This is a genomic window from Acinetobacter vivianii, from assembly GCF_014635885.1.
In the GTDB taxonomy this organism is placed as follows: Bacteria; Pseudomonadota; Gammaproteobacteria; order Pseudomonadales; family Moraxellaceae; genus Acinetobacter; species Acinetobacter vivianii.
In genome coordinates this window covers 267322-286841 of record NZ_BMDR01000005.1, presented here as the reverse complement: position 1 = coordinate 286841, position 19520 = coordinate 267322, and the positions used below count along the sequence as shown (strand labels likewise).

Here is a 19520-nt window from a genome sequence, read left to right as displayed (position 1 = left end):
CACGCTTTTCGATTGAAGCACCTATTTAACCAATACGACGTTTTAAACCAGTCATCTGTAAAACACGTGTTGAAATTTCTTCAATCGACATCTCGGTGACATTGAGATATTTAATCCCTTCCGAGATATAAATGCCTTCAACCGCACGTAGTTCCATCTGGCACTGACTAAAGCTTGAATAGCGGCTATTGGCCTTACGCTCATTACGAATTGCCACCAGACGCTCTGCATCAATCATCAAACCAAACAGTTTATGCTTATGTTCACGCAGCACTTTTGGCAAACGGTTATCGTCCAGATCTTCCTCGGTTAAAGGATAGTTTGCAACACGAATACCAAATTGTAATGACAAATAAATCGAGGTTGGCGTTTTACCAGAACGAGACACACCAATCAAAATGATATCGGCTTTGTCATAATGACGTGTTCTCGCACCGTCATCATTATCCAGTGCGAAATGTACCGCATCGATACGGGCCTTATAATATTCAGAATCTGTTACGGCATGCGTTTGTCCAACCAATGTCGTTGGCGGAACCCCTATTTCTTGTTCTAATTTACTGATTAAACCTTCAAACACATCCAGATTGACTGCTTTGGCCGTATTGATAATTTCACGCACATGCGGATCGACCAGCGTATCAAAAACCAACGGTAAAGAGCCATCCCGAGACTGACACGCATTGATCTCTGCCACAGCGACCATTGCTGCCTCTTCTGTCGCAATATAAGGCATGATATGGATATCAAAATCCACGTTTGGAAATTGCGCAAGTAGTGAATGTCCAAGGGTTTCTGCGGTAATCGCGGTGCCATCCGAAATAAAAAAAACGCTCCGTTTAATTTCTTTACTTACGGGCATCAAAATTCTCCTTAAACATTTGTCTTAGTGCTCTATAATCTTTATAGTAAACTCATCTAACATGACTGTCGCTTAGTAAAATACTAAATCTAGGCACTTTTGTATAATTTCATACCAATGATGGTCATTCATACTGCAAAAAAAGTGGAGTAAATACTTTGGAAGCGCGCGTAATCGGTCTGGAAAAATTAGGAAAACACGATGTCGAACTCGTAGGTGGGAAAAACTCATCTCTGGGTGAAATGATCAGCCATTTATCCAATGCTGGTGTATCGGTACCGGGTGGTTTTGCAACAACTGCTGCTGCCTATCGTGAGTTCTTGGATCAAAGCGGCTTAAATGCTCGAATTCAGGCTGAACTTACCCAACTCAATGTTGATGATGTCATTGCACTTGCTGAGACTGGTGCGAAAATCCGTAAATGGATTGTTGACACTCCGCTTACTGCGACATTAGAACAAGAAATTCGTGATGCTTTTGCAGCACTTTCAAACGGCAACCCAGACATTGCCGTTGCTGTACGTTCTTCGGCAACTGCTGAAGACTTACCTGACGCTTCATTTGCAGGGCAACAAGAAACTTTCTTAAATATCCGTGGTATTGATAATATTCTTATCGCGATTAAAGAAGTATTTGCTTCTCTTTATAATGACCGCGCAATTGCTTACCGCGTACACCAAGGTTTTGAACATAGTGTTGTTGCCCTTTCTGCTGGCGTACAACGTATGGTTCGCTCAGAAACTGGTGCTGCTGGTGTGATGTTTACACTAGATACAGAATCTGGTTTCCGTGATGTCGTATTTATTACTGCATCTTACGGCTTGGGCGAGATGGTTGTACAAGGCGCGGTGAACCCTGACGAATTTTATTTATCAAAACCATTATTAAATGCGGGTAAACATTCTGTTTTACGTCGTAACCTCGGTTCTAAACACCAGAAAATGATTTATGGTGAAGAAGGTGCGGCGGGTAAATCAGTTGTGATCGTTGATGTTGAAAAACAGGAACGTCAACAGTTTGCATTAAATGATCATGAGCTTCACGAATTAGCGAAGCAAGCTTTGATCATTGAACAGCATTATGGCTCTCCAATGGACATCGAATGGGCGAAAGATGGCGATGACGGCCAAATCTATATCGTTCAAGCACGTCCAGAAACAGTAAAAAGTCGCCAGAATGTCGGCACAATGGAACGTTACCTGTTAAAACAACGTGGTACTGTAATTTGTGAAGGTCGTTCAATCGGTCAACGTATCGGTTCTGGTAAAGTCCGCGTTGTCACCTCAATTAAAGAAATGGATAAGGTACAGGACGGTGATGTACTTGTATCTGACATGACTGACCCAGACTGGGAACCAGTGATGAAGCGTGCCGCTGCTATTGTGACCAACCGTGGTGGTCGTACTTGTCACGCAGCAATTATTGCACGTGAATTAGGTGTTCCTGCGATTGTCGGTTGCGGTAATGCAACAGAAGTTCTTGCTGATGGTCAGGAAGTGACTGTTTCATGTGCTGAAGGTGATACAGGCTTCATTTATGAAGGTGCGCTAGACTTTGAAGTGCAACGCAACTCAATTCACTCTATGCCGCAATTACCGTTCAAAATCATGATGAACGTGGGTAACCCTGACCGCGCATTTGACTTTGCTCAGATTCCAAATGAAGGGATCGGCCTTGCACGTCTTGAGTTCATCATTAACCGTATGATTGGCGTACACCCGAAAGCATTATTGAACATTGATAGCTTACCACGCGAAACTCGTGCTGCTGTTATGGCGCGTACTGCGGGCTACTCTTCTCCAATCGAATTCTATGTTGAGAAATTGGTTGAAGGTATTTCTACACTTGCAGCAGCATTTGCAGACAAGCCAGTGATCGTTCGTATGTCTGACTTCAAGTCAAACGAATATGCAAACTTGATCGGCGGTAAACTTTACGAGCCAGAAGAAGAAAACCCGATGTTGGGCTTCCGTGGTGCAAGCCGTTATGTTTCGGATAACTTCCGTGACTGCTTCGAACTTGAATGTCGTGCATTGAAAAAAGTTCGTGATGAAATGGGCTTAACCAACATTCAAATCATGATCCCATTCGTACGTACGGTTTCTGAAGCAAAACGTGTGATCGAATTACTTGCTCAAAACGGCTTGAAACGTGGTGAAAATGGTCTAAAAGTGATCATGATGTGTGAGCTTCCAACCAATGCATTATTGGCTGAACAGTTCCTTGAACACTTCGATGGCTTCTCAATTGGTTCAAACGACTTAACCCAATTAACACTCGGTCTTGACCGTGACTCTGGTATCGTTTCTCACCTGTTCGACGAACGTGATCCAGCAGTTAAAGCGCTTCTTTCTATGGCAATTCATGCATGTCGTAAAGCAGGCAAATACGTTGGTATTTGCGGTCAAGGTCCTTCGGATCATCCTGACCTTGCGAAATGGCTCATGGAACAAGGCATTGAATCTGTGTCATTGAACCCTGACTCAGTGCTTGACACGTGGTTCTTCCTTGCTGAAGAACAGATCAAGAAAGCTTAATCTTTTTTAGAAAAAGACCCTCTTTCGTAGGGTCTTTTTTCATCTTAGGGTCTGTTGGCACTTCAGAGATACTTGTGACATGAGCCATTTTTGGCGCAAGATTTTTTTGCTATCAGGCAGGCATGGCTTACGTAATTTAGCTATTCTAAATAATGAGCAGCGATTACAGCTGCGCAAGATAACGTAGTAGTGGCAAAAATGTCCTTGTCCCGTAGGGTTATGGCAAAAACCGCCCCAAACTTCGTTATGAAACTTGACAAGGGGTTTGCCATTGTCTACGTTTCATGCCTTGTTTGGGTTGTTTTAGCCTATAACACAAGACATGTCTGAAATGTCAACACCCCCTTGTAATTGAGATTTTTAAATTATGCAAATTTACTTGGCTCGTAACAATCAACAAGCTGGTCCCTATAGTTTAGAACAAGTGAACCAAATGCTTGCCAGTCAACAAGTTTTATTGACGGATCTGGCTTGGCACGAAGGTATGACTGAATGGAAAACACTTGGTGAACTTACTCAAGGTAAACTTGTATACGAACCTGTAGGTTACACACCTTTTAGTGCTCCGATTAAAACAGAAACAGAGAACGCTTCTTTTAAAATCAAGGTTGAGCAAAAAGCCAAACCAGAATTAGCACCCTTCCACTCTCGTGCGCTTACAAAAGTACTGGACTTGATTCTTTGGTTGCCAATGGCAGCTATTCCTTCTTTCTTCTTTAACGAAAGCCAATATAAAGAATTGTTTGAAATTCAAAAGCAATTACAGGCAGCTCAAGTTGCATCAAGTAAGGCTGTAGAATTACAGCAGCAGCTCATGCACCTTATCCCGAATGAAGCATGGATGAGTATTTTTGCTTATCTGATTATCATGCTCATGATTCAGGCTTTTTTTATTGCAAAATCAGGTCAGAGTATTGGTAAGAAAATTGCGAAAATTAAAATTGTAGATGCTGAAACATTTACTCAAGTCAGCTCAATTCGCGCTTTTTGGTTACGCAGTATTTTGTTCATTATTTTAAATCTGCTGTTTATGCCATTTATTACAATTGTTGATTATGCTTTCTTCGCATTGAACAAAAATCGTCAAACTCTGCACGATAAATTGGCAAAAACCAAGGTAATTAAACAGTAATCACAAATCAATAAAGAAAAGAGGATTTATTCCTCTTTTCTTTTATATTAAATTGATATCTATACAAAAAGAACTTAACTCAACCTTAATTCCTACAAGATAAATCGGGTTTTAAAACAAGCATTTCAGGCCACTTTATCAGTAGCTTAGTTCTTCAATATGAGGCATAATGCCCAACAACGTAGCGGTGTCGCGTGATTGCTAAGCATTTTTTAAACAATTCTTATCAATCACGCGACACTTTAATCGCTATCCCATAATTTAATTAGGGAATGGGACTCTTCACCGAGGTTGTAAAATGAGACAAACGATTTTAGCTGTATTGTCTTTATCTGCGATGGCCGCGCTCTTAACTGGGTGTGGCGGTGATATGGTACTTCTAAACAATAAAGGTCCAGTTGGTCAAGGTCAAAGTAACTTGATGATGACTGCGATCTATTTAATGCTATTGGTGGTAATTCCATCAATTGTTATGGCATTGTGGTTTGGTTGGAAATATCGCGCGTCGAATAAAGATGCAGACTATAAACCTACTTGGGCACACTCTACGACAATTGAGATCGTTGTTTGGGGTGTTCCTGTCATTATTATTGGTATTTTAGCTTGGTTAACTTGGTGGGGTTCCCACAAGTACGACCCTTACCGTCCGTTAGAATCTGATAAAGCACCATTAACTATTCAAGCTGTCGCTGAACAGTTCAAGTGGATTTTTATCTATCCTGAGCAAAACATTGCAACGGTAAATGAAGTACGCTTCCCAGAGCAAACACCAGTAAGCTTTAAGATCACTTCTAACTTTACGATGAACTCTTTCTTCATCCCACAGTTAGGTGGCCAGATCTACGCAATGGCTGGTATGCAAACTCACCTGCACCTATTAGCAGATGAACCAGGTATTTTCCGTGGTTTCTCAGCAAACTATTCAGGTTACGGTTTCTCACAAATGCGCTTTAAAGCACACAGTGTGACTGAACCAGAATTTGCACAATGGGTAGCAGACATCAAAGCTGGTAAAGGCGACACAATCGTTGTTGATGAACATGGTACAAAAGCCATTCAAAAACCGATCCTTGACCAAGCCGAGTTAGCAACGCTGAAAGATGGCGATCGTTCTAAGCATCAGATCGAGCATTTAGTGAATCGTGCTAAAGCTGCTGGTGATGAAGAAGCGCTTGCTAAAGCTGAAGCGATGACACCGTTCCCGACTAAGCCACACCCAGTGACTTATTACTCATCAGTTGAACCAAAATTGTTTGAAACAATCATCAACCACTATATGAGTAACTATCACGGTGCTGACCATTCTGCTGGACATGCAACAGCAGAAACTCATGCTGCAGCAGAACACGCTGCTCAAGGGGAATAAGACATGGATATGATTTTTGGTAAACTTGGGTGGGATTCGATCCCGACAGAACCCCTTGTACTTGTCACCATGGTCTTTATGGCACTTGGTGCAATTGCTGTTTTAGGCGGTATCACCTATTTCAAAAAATGGGGATATTTGTGGAATGAGTGGTTTATTACTGTAGACCATAAAAAGATTGGTATCATGTATATCATCGTATCTGTTGTCATGCTTTTGCGTGGTTTCGCCGATGCGATCATGATGCGTCTACAACTTTTCCTCGCTAAAGGCGGCGGTGAAGGTTACTTACATCCTGACCACTACGACCAGATCTTCACCGCACACGGTGTTATCATGATCTTCTTCGTGGCAATGGGTCTCGTTGTCGGTATGATGAACATCTCTGTACCTTTACAGATTGGTGCTCGTGACGTTGCTTTCCCATTATTGAACTCTTTAAGCTTCTGGTTATTCGCCGGTGCTGCTGGTTTGATGATGCTTTCACTTGTATTAGGTGAATTTGCTGCGACTGGTTGGATGGCTTACCCTCCTCTATCTGGCATTCAATATTCTCCTGGTGTTGGTGTTGACTACTATATCTGGGCACTTCAGGTTTCTGGTCTAGGTACGCTTTTATCTGGTGTTAACTTCTTTGTTACCATCATCAAAATGCGTGCACCTGGCATGAAATTGATGGATATGCCTATTTTCACGTGGACTTCACTTTGTACGGCTGTATTAATCATTGCATCGTTCCCTGTATTAACAGGTACACTTGCAATGCTTACGCTTGACCGTTACTTCGGCTTCCATTTCTTCACCAATGAGCTTGGCGGTAGCCCAATGCTTTACGTGAACTTGATCTGGACTTGGGGTCACCCTGAAGTATATATCTTGGTATTGCCAGCATTTGGTCTATACTCAGAAATCGTTGCAACCTTCTCTCGTAAAGCGTTGTTCGGTTATAAGTCTATGGTGTATGCAACTATCGCGATTACTGTTCTTGCGTTCGTTGTATGGCTTCACCACTTCTTCACCATGGGTGCTGGTGCGAACGTTAACGCGTTCTTCGGTATCATGACCATGGTTATTGCGATTCCTACAGGTGTGAAGATCTTCTCTTGGTTATTCACAATGTATAAAGGTCGCATCACCTTCACTACGCCTATGTTATGGACGCTTGGCTTCCTAGTAACATTCGGTATTGGCGGTTTAACTGGTGTATTGATGGCTGTTCCACCTGCGGACTTCCTTGTACACAACTCATTATTCTTGATCGCTCACTTCCATAACGTAATTATCGGTGGTGTGGTGTTTGGTATGTTTGCCGGCATCATCTTCTACTGGCCGAAAATGTTTGGTTGGAAGCTCAATGAAGCATGGGGTAAAGCTGCGTTCTGGTTCTGGTTCTTCGGTTTCTACTTTGCATTCATGCCACTTTATATCCTTGGTTTCATGGGTATGACACGTCGTTTGAATACATATGACAACCCAGAATGGGATCCGTACTTGGCTATCGCGTTATTCGGTGCTGTTCTTGTTGCGATCGGTATTGCATGCTTCTTGATGCAAATCATCGTTGGTTTCTTACAACGTAAGGACAACATGGACCATACTGGCGATCCATGGGATAGCCGTACCCTTGAATGGGCAACGTCATCTCCTGCTCCATTCTATAACTTTGCACATGTACCAGAAGCTAGCGGTGTTGACCGTTTCTGGACTGACAAAGAAAATGGTGTAGCATACGCACGTAACACTAAATATGAAGACATCCACATGCCGACTGATCGTGCTGCTGGTTTTGTCATTGCAATGTTCATTACATTACTTGGCTTTGCACTTATCTGGCATATTTGGTGGCTTGTTGTTGTTTCATTCGTTTCAGCTGTTGTTAGCTTGATCGTAAGCTCATTCACCAAGAATGTTGACTACTACGTTCCTGCTGCTGAAGTTGAGCGTATTGAAAACGAACGCTATGCTTTACTTGAAAAACACTTGAAGAAGGACTAAGGAAATGGCTGAAGTACTTCATCACGACAACCACGGCCACGATGGTCATCATGAACATGATGATACGGACTTAACGGTCTTTGGTTTCTGGACATACTTGATGAGTGACTTGATTCTTTTCGGATCACTCTTCATTGCGTTCGCTGTATTAAGCAGTCATATCCCGCCAGGAACCCCAAGTGCATATGACCTGTTCCATGATTCATTAGGTTTCGTTTTAACTGAAACATTTGCCTTATTGATCTCATCGGTAACATTTGGTTTTGCTGTACTTGCATCTTATAAAAAGAATGTAAATCAAGTGATCACTTGGTTATTCATTACATTCCTTTTTGGTGCATCGTTCATTGGTATGGAAATCTATGAATTCCATCACCTTGTACACGAAGGCCACGGTCCTACTCACAGTGCATTCTTATCATCGTTCTTTACTTTGGTTGGTACACACGGTATCCACGTAACTTCTGGTTTAGTCTGGATGCTGGTATTGATGTATCAAATCAAAAAGAATGGTTTGACTTTACCGAATACACGTCGTCTTGCTTGCTTAAGCTTGTTCTGGCACTTCCTTGACATCGTTTGGATCTGTGTATTCAGCGTCGTTTACTTACTGGGAGTTCTCTAATGAGTAGTCATGACCATAATGCTGCAGGTGCGTCACACGGTAACTTTAAGCAATACACTGTTGGATTTATCCTATCTGTTATCCTCACCATCATCCCATTCGGGATGGTGATGGCTGGCGGTTTCAGTCGTGGCGTTTTAGTTACAGTAATTGCAATTACTGCTGTTGCTCAGGTACTTGTACAACTTGTGTACTTCCTACACATGAATACATCGTCTGATCAACGTTGGAACCTTATTGCATTTATCTACACAATCTTATGTATCGCTGTACTTTTAGTCGGCTCTGTGTGGATTATGAATTACCTACACTACAACATGATGATCTAAACTGATTGTCATGTGGAAAAAGTATTTATTCCTGACTAAACCAGGAATTCTCTTCGGTAATTTTATTACCACCTTGGGCGGCTTCTTCTTAGCCGCCCAAGGCTCTATAGACTTCCTCTTATTATTATTGACCTTGATTGGAACAACACTTGTGGTTGCTTCTGGTTGTGTGGTGAATAATGTAATTGATCAAGACATCGATCAAAAAATGCAGCGCACCATGAACCGAGCGCTTGTGACTAAAACGATTTCCCCTACTGTTGCCATGTTATATGCATTGGTTTTAGGCGTTATTGGCTTTAGCATTCTCTGGTTCTATGTTAACGCCTATGCATTTTTATTTGCTGTGATTGGTTTTGTGGTCTATGTCGGTTTTTATAGTTTGTGGACGAAACGCACCACAATCCATCAAACTGTCATTGGTAGTATTTCTGGAGCGAGTCCTCCTGTTATTGGTTATACGGCTGTAAGTCATCAGTTCGATATGGCGGCCTTATTGATTTTCGTTGCATATGCTTTATGGCAAATGCCGCATTCATGGGCAATCGCAATTTATCGTTTTGACGACTACAAAAATGCAGGCGTTCCTATTTTACCTGTGGCACGTTCAATTTTAAGAACGAAGATTGAATCACTGATTTATGTGGTTTTATTTACCGTTGCAATGAATGCTTTATTTGTATATGGATACACCAACATCATTTTTCTGGTGATCTGTAATGCACTTTGTATTTATTGGTTCTACATTGGTATTTTAGGATTTAAGGCTAAAGACGATCAACTTTGGGCTAAACGCTTTTTCCTTTTTTCAGTAATTCTCGTTACTGTCATTAGTTTAAGCTTTAGTTTTACCTTTAAAAGCCCTGCACCATTCTTCCCTATTTTTTAAAAAGATAGAGGATTCTCTATCTTTTTATTCTCCCTGTATCGTTCTTCATTTCGTGCAATAAAAACATTTGCTTCTTTATTGCCTAAATGAGAAGTTCACCTTACGTTATATTAAACTCGATCCTACGATAGAATTGATGATCAAATTTGCTCGCACCTTTTATTTTTTTAAAGCCCCCTTCTCATTTCACCCAAGATCAATGTTCATTCTATTTTTAACTTTTTTATCAAAAAATAAAAACTAAAAAAACCAAGCAGATTTGCTTTATCGCTCTGATTTGAATATAATCCCCGCTTCGCAATTTGCGACATAACTTTTTAAGTTATGACTCCTTGCTTCTGATTTTTATAATTAGGGGCTGCTTAAACCGTAAGGAGCTGACAATGCGTCACTACGAAATCGTACTATTGGTACATCCAGACCAAAGCGATCAAGTTGTAGGTATGGTTGAACGCTATATCTCTCAGATCAAAGAAGCTGAAGGTCAAATTCACCGTTTAGAAGATTGGGGCCGCCGCCAATTGGCTTACCCGATTAACAAAATTCACAAAGCACACTACATTCTTATGAATGTTGAATGTGGTCAAACGACTCTTGATGAATTAGAAGAATTGTTCCGTTATAACGACGCGATCATTCGTAACATCATCATCCGTCGTGAACACGCAATTACTGAAGAATCTTTACTTGCTAAGAGTGCTGAAGAAAAACGTGCGCGTAAAGCTCAACGTGAAGAAGCACAACAAGCAGTTCAAGAAGCTGAATAAGGAGAACATCAATGGCACGTTTTTACCGTCGTCGCAAGTTCTGCCGCTTTACAGCTGAGAATGTTGCGTACATCGACTACAAAGATATCGACACTTTAAAACAGTACATCACTGAAAACGGCAAGATTGTTCCTAGCCGTATTACAGGTACTAAAGCTCGTTATCAACGTCAATTAGCGTTAGCTATTAAACAAGCTCGCTATTTGTCTTTGATTCCGTACACTGACAACCATAAGTAAGTGAGGTGAGCTGTGGACGTTATCTTATTACAACGCATTAAAAACCTTGGTAAATTAGGCGACAAAGTATCAGTTAAAGCTGGTTACGGTCGTAACTTCTTGATCCCTCAAGGCAAAGCTGTAGCTGCAACTGAAGCAAACACTGCTGCTTTTGAAGCTCGTCGTGCTGAACTTGAGAAACAAGAAGCTGAAGTATTAGCTGCTGCGAATGCACGTGCTGAACAATTGAACGAAGTTAACATCGTTATCACTGCGAAAGCTGGTGACGAAGGTAAACTCTTCGGTTCTATCGGTACTCGTGACATCGCTGATGCTTTAACTAATGCTGGTCTTGCTGTAGACCGTGCAGAAGTTCGTTTACCAAACGGTGCGCTTCGTCACACTGGTGAATTCAACATCGCAATCCAATTGCATCATGATGTTGTTGCTGAAGTTCTCGTTACTATCGTATCTGAGTAATTTCTGCAAAGAAAAAGAGCATGTTTTACATGCTCTTTTTTTATGTCTAAAAAATACAAAAAGACTTCGAATTAAGTTTTAAATTTTTATAATTCTCATCTCTATAGGGCCTCATATGCAAAAGAAGAATCGTATCATCGCTTTGGTACTCGCAATGTTTTTAGGTTTTTTCGGAATAGATCGTTTCTATCTCGGCAAAAAGACCAGTGGTATTTTAAAATTAATCACTTTTGGTGGTTTAGGTTTCTGGTGGTTTATTGATGCCACCCTACTTCTGCTTGATGCCTTCCTTTATTCCTTGGGCAAAGATACAGGTTTCGTTAAAGATGCTCAAAACAATGATCTTCGCTATGGCCTTTCGGCTTACCGCTTAAAAAATGGAAAGTTCGTACAAGACTGGTTTGCAAAATCTTAAACTAAAATCGCTCATTTTTTTCTTTACACAAACTTGACCACACTGGGTGTAATAGCAGAAATGACTATCTATTATGCTATTGCATCACTTACACAATTTTCCCTGAATTAAATTGTCCAGATCAGCTTCATTTGGATTAAGATAGTCACTCGGTCGTGTTTCATCTTTTTTATTAGGTCTTGTTATGTCACAGGCGAATGCCAATTTTACAAAAAATTCTCCAAACACAGAGAGTAAAGTGAGTGACTCAGGTCAACTAAAAGAATTCCGCACTCCACCTCACAATCTTGCAATTGAGCAGGCTGTTTTAGCCGCATTGATGACGGTGGCTGAATCATTTGAACAAGTCAGTGACTTACTGAAAGAAAATGATTTCTATGCAACGCGTCACAAATATATCTATCGCGCCATTGAAAAACTGGCACAAGAAAACTCACCTTACGATGCTGTTTTGGTGAATGACTGGTTGCTCAAACAAAACTTGCTTGACGCCATTGGTGGTGAAGAATATCTGATGCAATTGATGGCAGACTCCCCATCAAGCTTCTACAACCTTGAAATTTATGCCAATAAAATCAAGGAGTTCTCAACGCTGCGTAACATGATCAAGATCAGCAGTGATATTTTACAAAATGCCTATGACACCAAAGGTCGTCCAGTCAGTGAAATTCTTGATTTAGCAGAAACTAGTATTTTCTCTTTGGCAGAACAGCACAACAACAATAAAAAAGATTCTGGGCCAAAATCAATCAGCTCTGTAACTGCTGACGTTATCACCAAATTAGATGAACTCTCTAAACTCGATGGCAACATCACCGGTTTAACCACCGGATTCCTAGAGCTAGACAATAAAACCTCAGGGATGCAACCGGGTGACTTGATTATTGTTGCGGCACGTCCATCGATGGGTAAAACCACATTCGCGATGAACCTAGTTGAAAGTGTATTGCAATATAACCGATTACCAGCACTCGTATTCTCAATGGAGATGCCAGCCGACTCAATTGCTATGCGTTTGATCTCAGCAATGGGTAAAGTCCATCAAGGGCATTTGCGTTCAGGTAATCTAGATGCGGATGAATGGACCAAAGTAACAGGTACGATTCTGCAATTACAAGAAATGCATCTCTATATCGATGACTCATCTGCTCTGCCGCCAACCGAACTTCGTGCCCGTGCGCGTCGTGTTGCCAAAATGCATGATGGCAAAATCGGCTGTATCATGGTCGATTACTTGCAGTTGATGAAAGTGCCAGGTATGGGTGATAACCGTGTGGGTGAGATCTCGGAAATTTCCCGAAGCTTGAAAGCGCTTGCCAAAGAAATGCAATGTCCTGTTATCGCACTATCACAGCTTAACCGTAGTTTGGAGAACCGACCAAACAAACGTCCAGTGATGTCCGACTTGCGTGAATCGGGTGCGATCGAGCAGGATGCCGACTTAATCATGTTTATTTATCGTGATGAAGTCTATAACAAAGAGTCGAAAGAAGCAGGCACCGCCGAAATCATCATTGGTAAACAGCGTAACGGCCCAATTGGTAGCGTGCGCCTTGCCTTTGAAGGTCAATACACCCGTTTTAGTAACCTCTCACCTGAGTTCTATGCTCAGTATGATGATGAGGAATAATTTTTACCCGATTTAATTGCTTTATCTAATTTCCAAGTCGTCCCAAAGGAGAAATCAGGGTGCGCCAAGCAACAGTTTATATTGATAGTGATGCACTACAATATAATTTCAACCGCGTTAAACAACTTGCTCCCCATTCAAAAATTGTCAGTATGGTCAAGGCCAATGCTTACGGACACGGAGTTAAAGATTGTTTAGCCGCCTTGGACGCTACAGATGCCTTTGGTGTCGCCTGTTTAGAAGAAGCGCTAGAAATCAGGCAACTGGGATATACTCAACCGATCACACTGATTGAAGGTATTTTCTCTGAAGATGAAATGACCCATGTCATTGAGCAAAAGCTTGAATGTATCGTTCACCATACCCAGCAAGTTGAATGGCTGATCCAGCATAAGCAAGCCTACAATGCGTTGGGCTTAAAAGTCTGGGTAAAGCTGAATAACGGAATGAACCGTTTAGGCTTTAAAGTAACTGAAATTATTGATGTTATTCAACGTTTAAAAGCAGAAGGTTTTACCTGTGTGCTCGCCATGCATTTCGCCAATGCCGATGTAGATCACCCACTGAATGAACAGCAAATAGAACAATTCTTACAGGTTAAAGAGGCATGTGCACCGATTTTGTCCTCTTGCTGCAATTCAGCGGCAATTTATAAATATCCTGAACTGCATTTTGATTTTGTCCGTCCTGGCATTATGCTATACGGCGCCTCTCCATTTGCAGATAAAAATATACATGATCTCGATCTCAAGGCTGTAATGACCTTTAGTGCAGAGATCATTGCTTTGAATCAAATTCAGCAAGGTGAATGTGTGGGCTATGGTTCAACCTACGCAGCAACCTGCCCTTCAAAAATTGCCATTGTTTCGATTGGTTATGGAGATGGCTATCCACGTGCCTATACGCAGCAGAATTTTGTTGCGATTGACCAACAGCTCATTCCTGTCGTAGGACGTGTCAGCATGGACATGATGGCGATTGATATCACTAATATCAAAGCTGAACTTGGTACTAAAGTAGAGCTTTGGGGACCCAATCGTCTTGTAGATGATGTTGCAACTGCAAACGGAACCATTGGCTATGAATTATTGTGTCGTTTAAGCAATCGACCACGACGTAAAATCATTTAAGTACACAAAAAATCCAGATCAATGTCTGGATTTTTTTATTCGCGCTCATTTAAAGATCATAATCTGCTGTCGGCTTTGGTAGTTCTTGCAAGCCACGACGTAATGTCTCCGACCATTGCTGACTAATCTGGGTAAAGTAGGGATCATTTTCACTAATCCGCTTGCCTGTGGGGATCTTAAAGCTATCTTTATGATAAACCAGCGCATCCAATGGTAGACCCACAGATACATTTGAACGCAAAGTCGAATCAAAGGAAATAAGCGCACAACGCAATGCATCATCTAAAGGCATTTTGTAATACAAAGCGCGATCCAGAATTGGTTTTCCATATTTACTTTCACCAATCTGAAAATATGGCGTATCCGTGGTTGCGCAAATAAAATTACCCTGCGGATAGACATTATACAGTTGCATTTTATCGCCCTGAATTTGGCCTGCCACCAAGATACTGCAAGAATAATTTATCTGTTCATGTGGATCTGCAGTGATATCTCCAAGTACCTTGCGTAAGGTTTTACCAATCAGTTCGGCCACCTCAAACATGGTATTGACTGTATTCAGATTAGGCTCCTGTCGCAAGACCAGTGCATTTTGCAAATGTCCAATCACCGCTTGGGTTGTCGCTAAATTGCCTGAGGTTTGTAAGGCAATAAAGCGCTCGCCTTCGACCCCAAAGGTGTGCAATTTCCGAAACACAGAAATATGATCGACCCCAGCATTAGTACGGGTATCACTAATCAGTACCAGACCCTCTTCTAATCTTAAAGCACAACAATACGTCATCTTTTTCTCTCTACATTTGACAAGTCAAAAGCTGAACCGTAGACACCTTTTAAATGAACATTTTTTACTCTTATTTAAAATATTTAAGCAAAAGCGTGCTCATTTCAGTCGTAAATACGTAATCTGGATAGGATGGACTTGCTAATTAGGTATAGTTTTTTTATTGTGTGTGCTTTAGACCATTGAATTACGTATTACGCTTATGTCATCCGTACAAGAAAAAGAAACTTCGAATAGCCTTTATCGCCAGTGGCAGATTTTATCCCGCCTTTCTACTGGGAAATGGATGGGTACCCGAGAATTACAAGAAATTTTAGAACGTGAAGGCATTGATATTAGCTTGAGAACGATTCAGCGCGATTTAAATCAGATTGCGCAGCGTTTCCCTATTGAAAGTAATAAGACCGTCCCTCAAGGCTGGCGCTGGCGTTCTGACGCACCTATTCAAAGCTTGCCGCACATGACCAGTTCGCAAGCAGTAACGTTCATGATGGTTGAAGAACACTTACGTCACTTGCTTCCACCCAGCTTATTAGAAGAAATGACCCCTTGGTTTGATCTTGCCAAGCGTAGTCTTTCTACCCAAAACAACGTGAGACAATGGATTAACCGTGTCCGAATCGTACCTGCGACCCAGCCACTCATCCCGCCAATTGTTGACAAGCATGCCCAGCAAGCGATTTATGAAGGCTTATTACAAGATAAGCAGATTGAATGTATTTACCGTGCCAGAACCCATCAAGGTGAAGATAAAACCTATATCCTGAACCCATTGGCATTGGTACAAAAAGGTGCAGTGATTTACCTGATCTGTACTCGTAACGATAAAACCGAAGTTCAGACCTTTGCCTTACATCGTTTTAAATCTGCGACCGTACTGGACAATCGCGCATTACATCCTGTGAATTTTGATATTGATAATTATATTGAATCAGGCGCTCTCGGTTTCCGAGTCGACTATAACAAGCCAACTGAACAAATTCAGTTAAAACTGACTATGAGCGAAAGTACAGCACGAAGTTTTTATGAAAGTCAGCTCAGCAAGGATCAAGTCATTCAGCCGTTGGAAGAGAATATTGTTGAAGTTTCTGCAACAGTTCCCTTTACCTCACAACTGGTCTGGTGGCTCAGAAGTTTTGGTAAAAAGATTCTAAATATTGAACCTGCCGCTGTTTATAACGCAGTGAAAGAAATTGAAGAGTCATAAATAGCGATATATATCCAGCATTATGCATGATAGAATTTTACCGAAATTGGCTAAATATAATTAGCCACGGTAATAATAATGCTATTGGTAGAATCAAAATGCACAGCCATAAAAAAATATTTCTTTCTGTTGGGATGATTTCAAGTCTTACTTTATTATCTGCATGTGGTGGTGACTCTTCTAATTCGAATAGCAGTTATGTTCCACCCAAGGTTATGAGTGAAGTTAAGACAGATTTGAAATTTCTAGAGAAAACCTTACCTTCGACCCAATCGGCCAATGTAGATACCCCAGTCTATCGTTACACTCAAATCTTCAATAAAGAAAATGATCAGTTCAAAACAAGCTATCGATTAGAGTTTGATTTTGATATGAATGCAAATACGCTTTACCGCTTAGAAGCGGATTATGATACATTAATTAATGCCACACCAAATTCAGTCAAATTAACAGAGTTTGAAAAAAGTGGTCAAAGCATAACTATAAAAAAAGAATTTCAATGCTCAAAAAATAATAATTCATGCGCTAATATTGTCAATTCAGTCAATATGAAAACAGGCCAAGCCAAGCTTGATTTTAATAATCTATTATTAACCAAACAATCTTGGGTAGATGCTCCAATCAATACCATTATGCTTGTGGGCTCTGTTGAAGGAAGGCTTACAGAAGCACCGACTAAAGTTCAGTTGCCAACGAGCCAACCTCACCAGCTTCAATGGTCGATTACACCCTCAGATGAAGATGGTTTAAATTTATTAAGCAACTATCAAAAACTTTCTTTTACAAATCACAATATAGTTGAATTATTTTTTGGGGATGGATCTTCATTTGAAGATTCAGGAATTATTTCAATTCAAAATAATAAAGTTGAAAGTTTATATTTTTCCCCTGTCTTAAATCCGATTTTATTACAAAAATATTGCAATTCAACAAATACACCATGTCAAAATGTCACTTATAACCCAAACAATTATGAGGTTATCTTTAGCAATACCAAAGTGAATAGTGCTATGCTAGGTATAGGCTACCTTAATGGCTCAACAGGATTATAATAAAAAAGAGAACCTTTCGGTTCTCTTAGACTTTTTATAATTTTTATTATTCAATCATCAGTTTTTTATTATTCTTGTTTTAAATGTCAAACCAACCTCTCTCCCCGCCTTGATCAAAATTGGTTTGCACCTTTTTTAGCACTGTGATGCAAAACAACATCGGCACGCCAATTCATAGCCGTTGTAGCGGATTCTCTTTTTCGTCATAGTTAAAACCCTCTTTATTTGAACGTAAAGCTAATATAACGAGGATTTTTAAGGCTGTGAAATAACAAAGTCTGGAATCCAAAGCTGATTTTTTGCTATCACAATTTTCTAGATCAAAGCGATATTACTGATCATCTTGATGCTCAAACAAGGTCTCAAAACGATGTAGATGCGTAAAACGTCCGGTTTGTGTTTGATATTGATCAATTTGAGGCACTAAGCGCTGAAAATGCTCAGACTGTACATGTAAATCCAGTGCAGCCCGATCGACCCATTCTTCAATAAAGACAAAATGCCCTTTCTGCTTATGATCATGGTAAAGGTCGTAAGCGATACATCCTGCTTCCGTTCTGGTCTTTTCGACAAGCTCTTGATACAGCGGTAAAACTGCATCAGTGTGTTCGGGTTGAATAAAGTCTTCTGCAATTAGTTTTAAAGTCATATTGGCTCTTATTCTTCTGAAATTTTCTCATAAAAAAAGCTCTCAAATTCATGAGAGCTTTTTTGTCACCAACTCAGCTTATGCTGAAAATGGATGACGTAATACGATTGTTTCTGCACGGTCAGGACCTGTTGAAACGATATCAATTGGGCAACCAATTAAAGTTTCGATGCGACGTACATAAGCCAATGCATTTGCAGGAAGTTGATCGATTTGAGTCAAACCTACAGTAGACTCGCTCCAACCTGGCATTGTTTCATAGATCGGCTTCAAGCTTTCGAATGAAATCGCATCAGAAGAACCTGCACAGCCTGAATCTACATCTTCATAACCCACACAGATTTTCACTTCTTCTAAACCATCTAATACATCAAGTTTAGTCAAGCAAATACCAGACAATGAGTTTACTTCTACTGAACGACGTAGAATTTCTGCATCGAACCAACCACAACGACGTTGACGGCCAGTAGACGCACCAAATTCATGACCTACAGTCCCTAAATGACGACCAATCGCATCACCTGTATCGGTTGCAGCATCATAGTGCAATTCAGTTGGGAATGGACCAGCACCAACACGTGTTGTGTATGCTTTGGTAATACCCAATACATAGTCTAAATGAAGTGGGCCCATACCTGAACCAGAGCTTACGCCACCAGCAGTGGTATTCGAGCTGGTTACGTATGGATATGTACCATGATCGATGTCAAGTAATGAACCTTGTGCACCTTCAAACATGATTGCCTTACCTTCTTTACGGTAATCATGTAACACTTTAGTCACGTCAATCACTAATGGTTCAAGCACTTCACGCCATTGGTTACAAAGCGCAAGTACATCTTCAAACTTAACTTCTTCAACGCCATAGAATTGAGAAAGCTGGAAGTTATGAAGCTCAAGCATTTCCTTGAGTTTTTCTTCAAGCAATGCACCGCCACGGATCAAGTCAGCTACGCGTACAGCGCGACGTGCAACTTTATCTTCGTAAGCTGGGCCAATACCACGACCTGTCGTACCGATTTTTGCGTTACCACGTTTTTTCTCACGTGCTTGGTCAAGCGCGATGTGGTTTGGCAAAATTAATGGACAGTTTGGAGAAATACGTAAACGTTCTTTAACAGGTACGCCTTCTTCTTCCAGAATCGCCATTTCTTTAATTAGGGCTTCAGGAGAAAGAACAACACCATTACCGATTAAGCACAATACGTTTTCACGTAAAATACCTGATGGAATGAGGTGCAATACAGTCTTCTTACCACCTACCACAAGAGTATGGCCTGCGTTGTGTCCGCCTTGATAGCGTACTACCGCAGCCGCTTGATCTGTGAGCAGGTCGACGATTTTACCTTTTCCTTCGTCGCCCCATTGGGTACCAAGTACCACAACATTTTTGCCCATAATAGCCTCATTACATCATGCTGTTAAAATTGGAAACCAAGTCTTAAATACTTGG

19 protein-coding genes are annotated in these 19520 nt (G+C 40.9%); 15 read left to right on the top strand and 4 right to left on the bottom strand.

Translation table 11 applies throughout. The annotated features are described in order from the left end of the window. Nucleotides 1-25 precede the first annotated feature (25 nt). Nucleotides 26-862: a posphoenolpyruvate synthetase regulatory kinase/phosphorylase PpsR gene (gene ppsR, locus IEV36_RS12360; protein WP_004771591.1), complete on the bottom strand. Its 837-nt coding sequence runs from the start codon at nt 860-862 to the stop codon at nt 26-28. A gap of 158 nt (nt 863-1020) precedes the next feature. Here ppsR and ppsA point away from each other — a divergent pair, with 158 nt between their 5' ends. The 13 genes from ppsA (at nt 1021) to alr (ending at nt 14375) form a co-directional block, all read left to right on the top strand. Then, on the top strand, nt 1021-3399 hold the full coding sequence (gene ppsA, locus IEV36_RS12355; protein WP_004771590.1) for a phosphoenolpyruvate synthase: 2379 nt from the start codon (nt 1021-1023) through the stop codon (nt 3397-3399). A gap of 367 nt (nt 3400-3766) precedes the next feature. Next, on the top strand, nt 3767-4531 hold the full coding sequence (locus IEV36_RS12350; protein ID WP_005256875.1) for an RDD family protein: 765 nt from the start codon (nt 3767-3769) through the stop codon (nt 4529-4531). A 298-nt stretch (nt 4532-4829) separates the two neighbouring features. After that, the gene (cyoA, locus tag IEV36_RS12345; RefSeq protein WP_004771588.1) at nt 4830-5897 is read left to right on the top strand and encodes a ubiquinol oxidase subunit II; all 1068 of its coding nucleotides are present in this window, start codon (nt 4830-4832) and stop codon (nt 5895-5897) included. Nucleotides 5898-5900: 3 nt separating this feature from the next. Next, nucleotides 5901-7892 carry a cytochrome o ubiquinol oxidase subunit I gene (gene cyoB, locus IEV36_RS12340; RefSeq protein ID WP_004771587.1) on the top strand — a complete coding sequence of 664 codons (1992 nt, stop codon included), beginning with the start codon at nt 5901-5903 and terminating at the stop codon, nt 7890-7892. Nucleotides 7893-7896: 4 nt separating this feature from the next. Continuing rightward, complete coding sequence (gene cyoC / locus IEV36_RS12335; protein WP_004771586.1) at nt 7897-8517, top strand: cytochrome o ubiquinol oxidase subunit III; 621 nt, start codon at nt 7897-7899, stop codon at nt 8515-8517. Continuing rightward, nucleotides 8517-8846 (top strand): cytochrome o ubiquinol oxidase subunit IV, encoded by a 330-nt coding sequence (locus IEV36_RS12330; RefSeq protein ID WP_004771585.1) that lies wholly within the window; start codon nt 8517-8519, stop codon nt 8844-8846. The genes cyoC and IEV36_RS12330 overlap by 1 nt, the downstream gene beginning before the upstream one ends. Nucleotides 8847-8856: 10 nt before the next feature. Then, nucleotides 8857-9735, top strand: a complete 879-nt coding sequence (gene cyoE, locus IEV36_RS12325) for a heme o synthase (RefSeq protein WP_004771584.1) — start codon at nt 8857-8859, stop codon at nt 9733-9735. A 383-nt stretch (nt 9736-10118) separates the two neighbouring features. Then, nucleotides 10119-10502 carry a 30S ribosomal protein S6 gene (gene rpsF, locus IEV36_RS12320; RefSeq protein WP_004638540.1) on the top strand — a complete coding sequence of 128 codons (384 nt, stop codon included), beginning with the start codon at nt 10119-10121 and terminating at the stop codon, nt 10500-10502. A gap of 11 nt (nt 10503-10513) precedes the next feature. Continuing rightward, a complete protein-coding gene (gene rpsR, locus IEV36_RS12315) occupies nt 10514-10741 on the top strand; it encodes a 30S ribosomal protein S18 (RefSeq protein WP_000090661.1) in 228 nt (75 codons plus the stop codon). 12 nt (nt 10742-10753) lie between these two features. Then, nucleotides 10754-11200, top strand: coding sequence for a 50S ribosomal protein L9 (rplI, locus tag IEV36_RS12310; protein WP_004771583.1), 447 nt, complete (start codon nt 10754-10756; stop codon nt 11198-11200). A 115-nt stretch (nt 11201-11315) separates the two neighbouring features. Further along, on the top strand, nt 11316-11615 hold the full coding sequence (locus tag IEV36_RS12305; RefSeq protein WP_005256872.1) for a TM2 domain-containing protein: 300 nt from the start codon (nt 11316-11318) through the stop codon (nt 11613-11615). A 184-nt stretch (nt 11616-11799) separates the two neighbouring features. Then, a complete protein-coding gene (dnaB, locus tag IEV36_RS12300) occupies nt 11800-13245 on the top strand; it encodes a replicative DNA helicase (protein WP_004771579.1) in 1446 nt (481 codons plus the stop codon). A gap of 59 nt (nt 13246-13304) precedes the next feature. Next, a complete protein-coding gene (alr, locus tag IEV36_RS12295; RefSeq protein ID WP_005256870.1) occupies nt 13305-14375 on the top strand; it encodes an alanine racemase in 1071 nt (356 codons plus the stop codon). 49 nt (nt 14376-14424) lie between these two features. On the opposite strand, the gene IEV36_RS12290 is transcribed toward alr, so the two are convergent. Further along, entirely contained in the window at nt 14425-15159 is a 735-nt protein-coding gene (locus tag IEV36_RS12290; protein WP_005256868.1) for a proteasome-type protease, read from the bottom strand. Between the two features lie 202 nt (nt 15160-15361). Between IEV36_RS12290 and IEV36_RS18805 the strand changes: the two genes are divergently transcribed. Together IEV36_RS18805 and IEV36_RS12280 are read left to right on the top strand one after the other, a co-directional pair. Further along, nucleotides 15362-16366: a helix-turn-helix transcriptional regulator gene (locus IEV36_RS18805; protein ID WP_032863863.1), complete on the top strand. Its 1005-nt coding sequence runs from the start codon at nt 15362-15364 to the stop codon at nt 16364-16366. A 98-nt stretch (nt 16367-16464) separates the two neighbouring features. Next, a complete protein-coding gene (locus IEV36_RS12280; protein WP_032863860.1) occupies nt 16465-17418 on the top strand; it encodes a hypothetical protein in 954 nt (317 codons plus the stop codon). Between the two features lie 331 nt (nt 17419-17749). On the opposite strand, the gene IEV36_RS12275 is transcribed toward IEV36_RS12280, so the two are convergent. Continuing rightward, the gene (locus IEV36_RS12275; protein ID WP_005256858.1) at nt 17750-18067 is read right to left on the bottom strand and encodes a putative quinol monooxygenase; all 318 of its coding nucleotides are present in this window, start codon (nt 18065-18067) and stop codon (nt 17750-17752) included. A gap of 78 nt (nt 18068-18145) precedes the next feature. Then, nucleotides 18146-19465: an adenylosuccinate synthase gene (locus IEV36_RS12270; protein ID WP_004771572.1), complete on the bottom strand. Its 1320-nt coding sequence runs from the start codon at nt 19463-19465 to the stop codon at nt 18146-18148. Nucleotides 19466-19520 lie beyond the last annotated feature (55 nt).

Bases quoted from the DNA above. Each gene is read 5' to 3' on its own strand.
- ppsR (WP_004771591.1), bottom strand. From the start codon at position 862: ATGCCCGTAAGTAAAGAAATTAAACGGAGCGTTTTTTTTATTTCGGAT.
- cyoA (WP_004771588.1), top strand. From the start codon at position 4,830: ATGAGACAAACGATTTTAGCTGTATTGTCTTTATCTGCGATGGCCGCG.
- IEV36_RS12290 (WP_005256868.1), bottom strand. From the start codon at position 15,159: ATGACGTATTGTTGTGCTTTAAGATTAGAAGAGGGTCTGGTACTGATT.
- dnaB (WP_004771579.1), top strand. From the start codon at position 11,800: ATGTCACAGGCGAATGCCAATTTTACAAAAAATTCTCCAAACACAGAG.
- cyoB (WP_004771587.1), top strand. From the start codon at position 5,901: ATGGATATGATTTTTGGTAAACTTGGGTGGGATTCGATCCCGACAGAA.
- IEV36_RS18805 (WP_032863863.1), top strand. From the start codon at position 15,362: ATGTCATCCGTACAAGAAAAAGAAACTTCGAATAGCCTTTATCGCCAG.
- rpsR (WP_000090661.1), top strand. From the start codon at position 10,514: ATGGCACGTTTTTACCGTCGTCGCAAGTTCTGCCGCTTTACAGCTGAG.
- IEV36_RS12330 (WP_004771585.1), top strand. From the start codon at position 8,517: ATGAGTAGTCATGACCATAATGCTGCAGGTGCGTCACACGGTAACTTT.
- cyoC (WP_004771586.1), top strand. From the start codon at position 7,897: ATGGCTGAAGTACTTCATCACGACAACCACGGCCACGATGGTCATCAT.
- IEV36_RS12275 (WP_005256858.1), bottom strand. From the start codon at position 18,067: ATGACTTTAAAACTAATTGCAGAAGACTTTATTCAACCCGAACACACT.
- rpsF (WP_004638540.1), top strand. From the start codon at position 10,119: ATGCGTCACTACGAAATCGTACTATTGGTACATCCAGACCAAAGCGAT.
- IEV36_RS12270 (WP_004771572.1), bottom strand. From the start codon at position 19,465: ATGGGCAAAAATGTTGTGGTACTTGGTACCCAATGGGGCGACGAAGGA.
- cyoE (WP_004771584.1), top strand. From the start codon at position 8,857: ATGTGGAAAAAGTATTTATTCCTGACTAAACCAGGAATTCTCTTCGGT.
- IEV36_RS12305 (WP_005256872.1), top strand. From the start codon at position 11,316: ATGCAAAAGAAGAATCGTATCATCGCTTTGGTACTCGCAATGTTTTTA.
- IEV36_RS12350 (WP_005256875.1), top strand. From the start codon at position 3,767: ATGCAAATTTACTTGGCTCGTAACAATCAACAAGCTGGTCCCTATAGT.
- IEV36_RS12280 (WP_032863860.1), top strand. From the start codon at position 16,465: ATGCACAGCCATAAAAAAATATTTCTTTCTGTTGGGATGATTTCAAGT.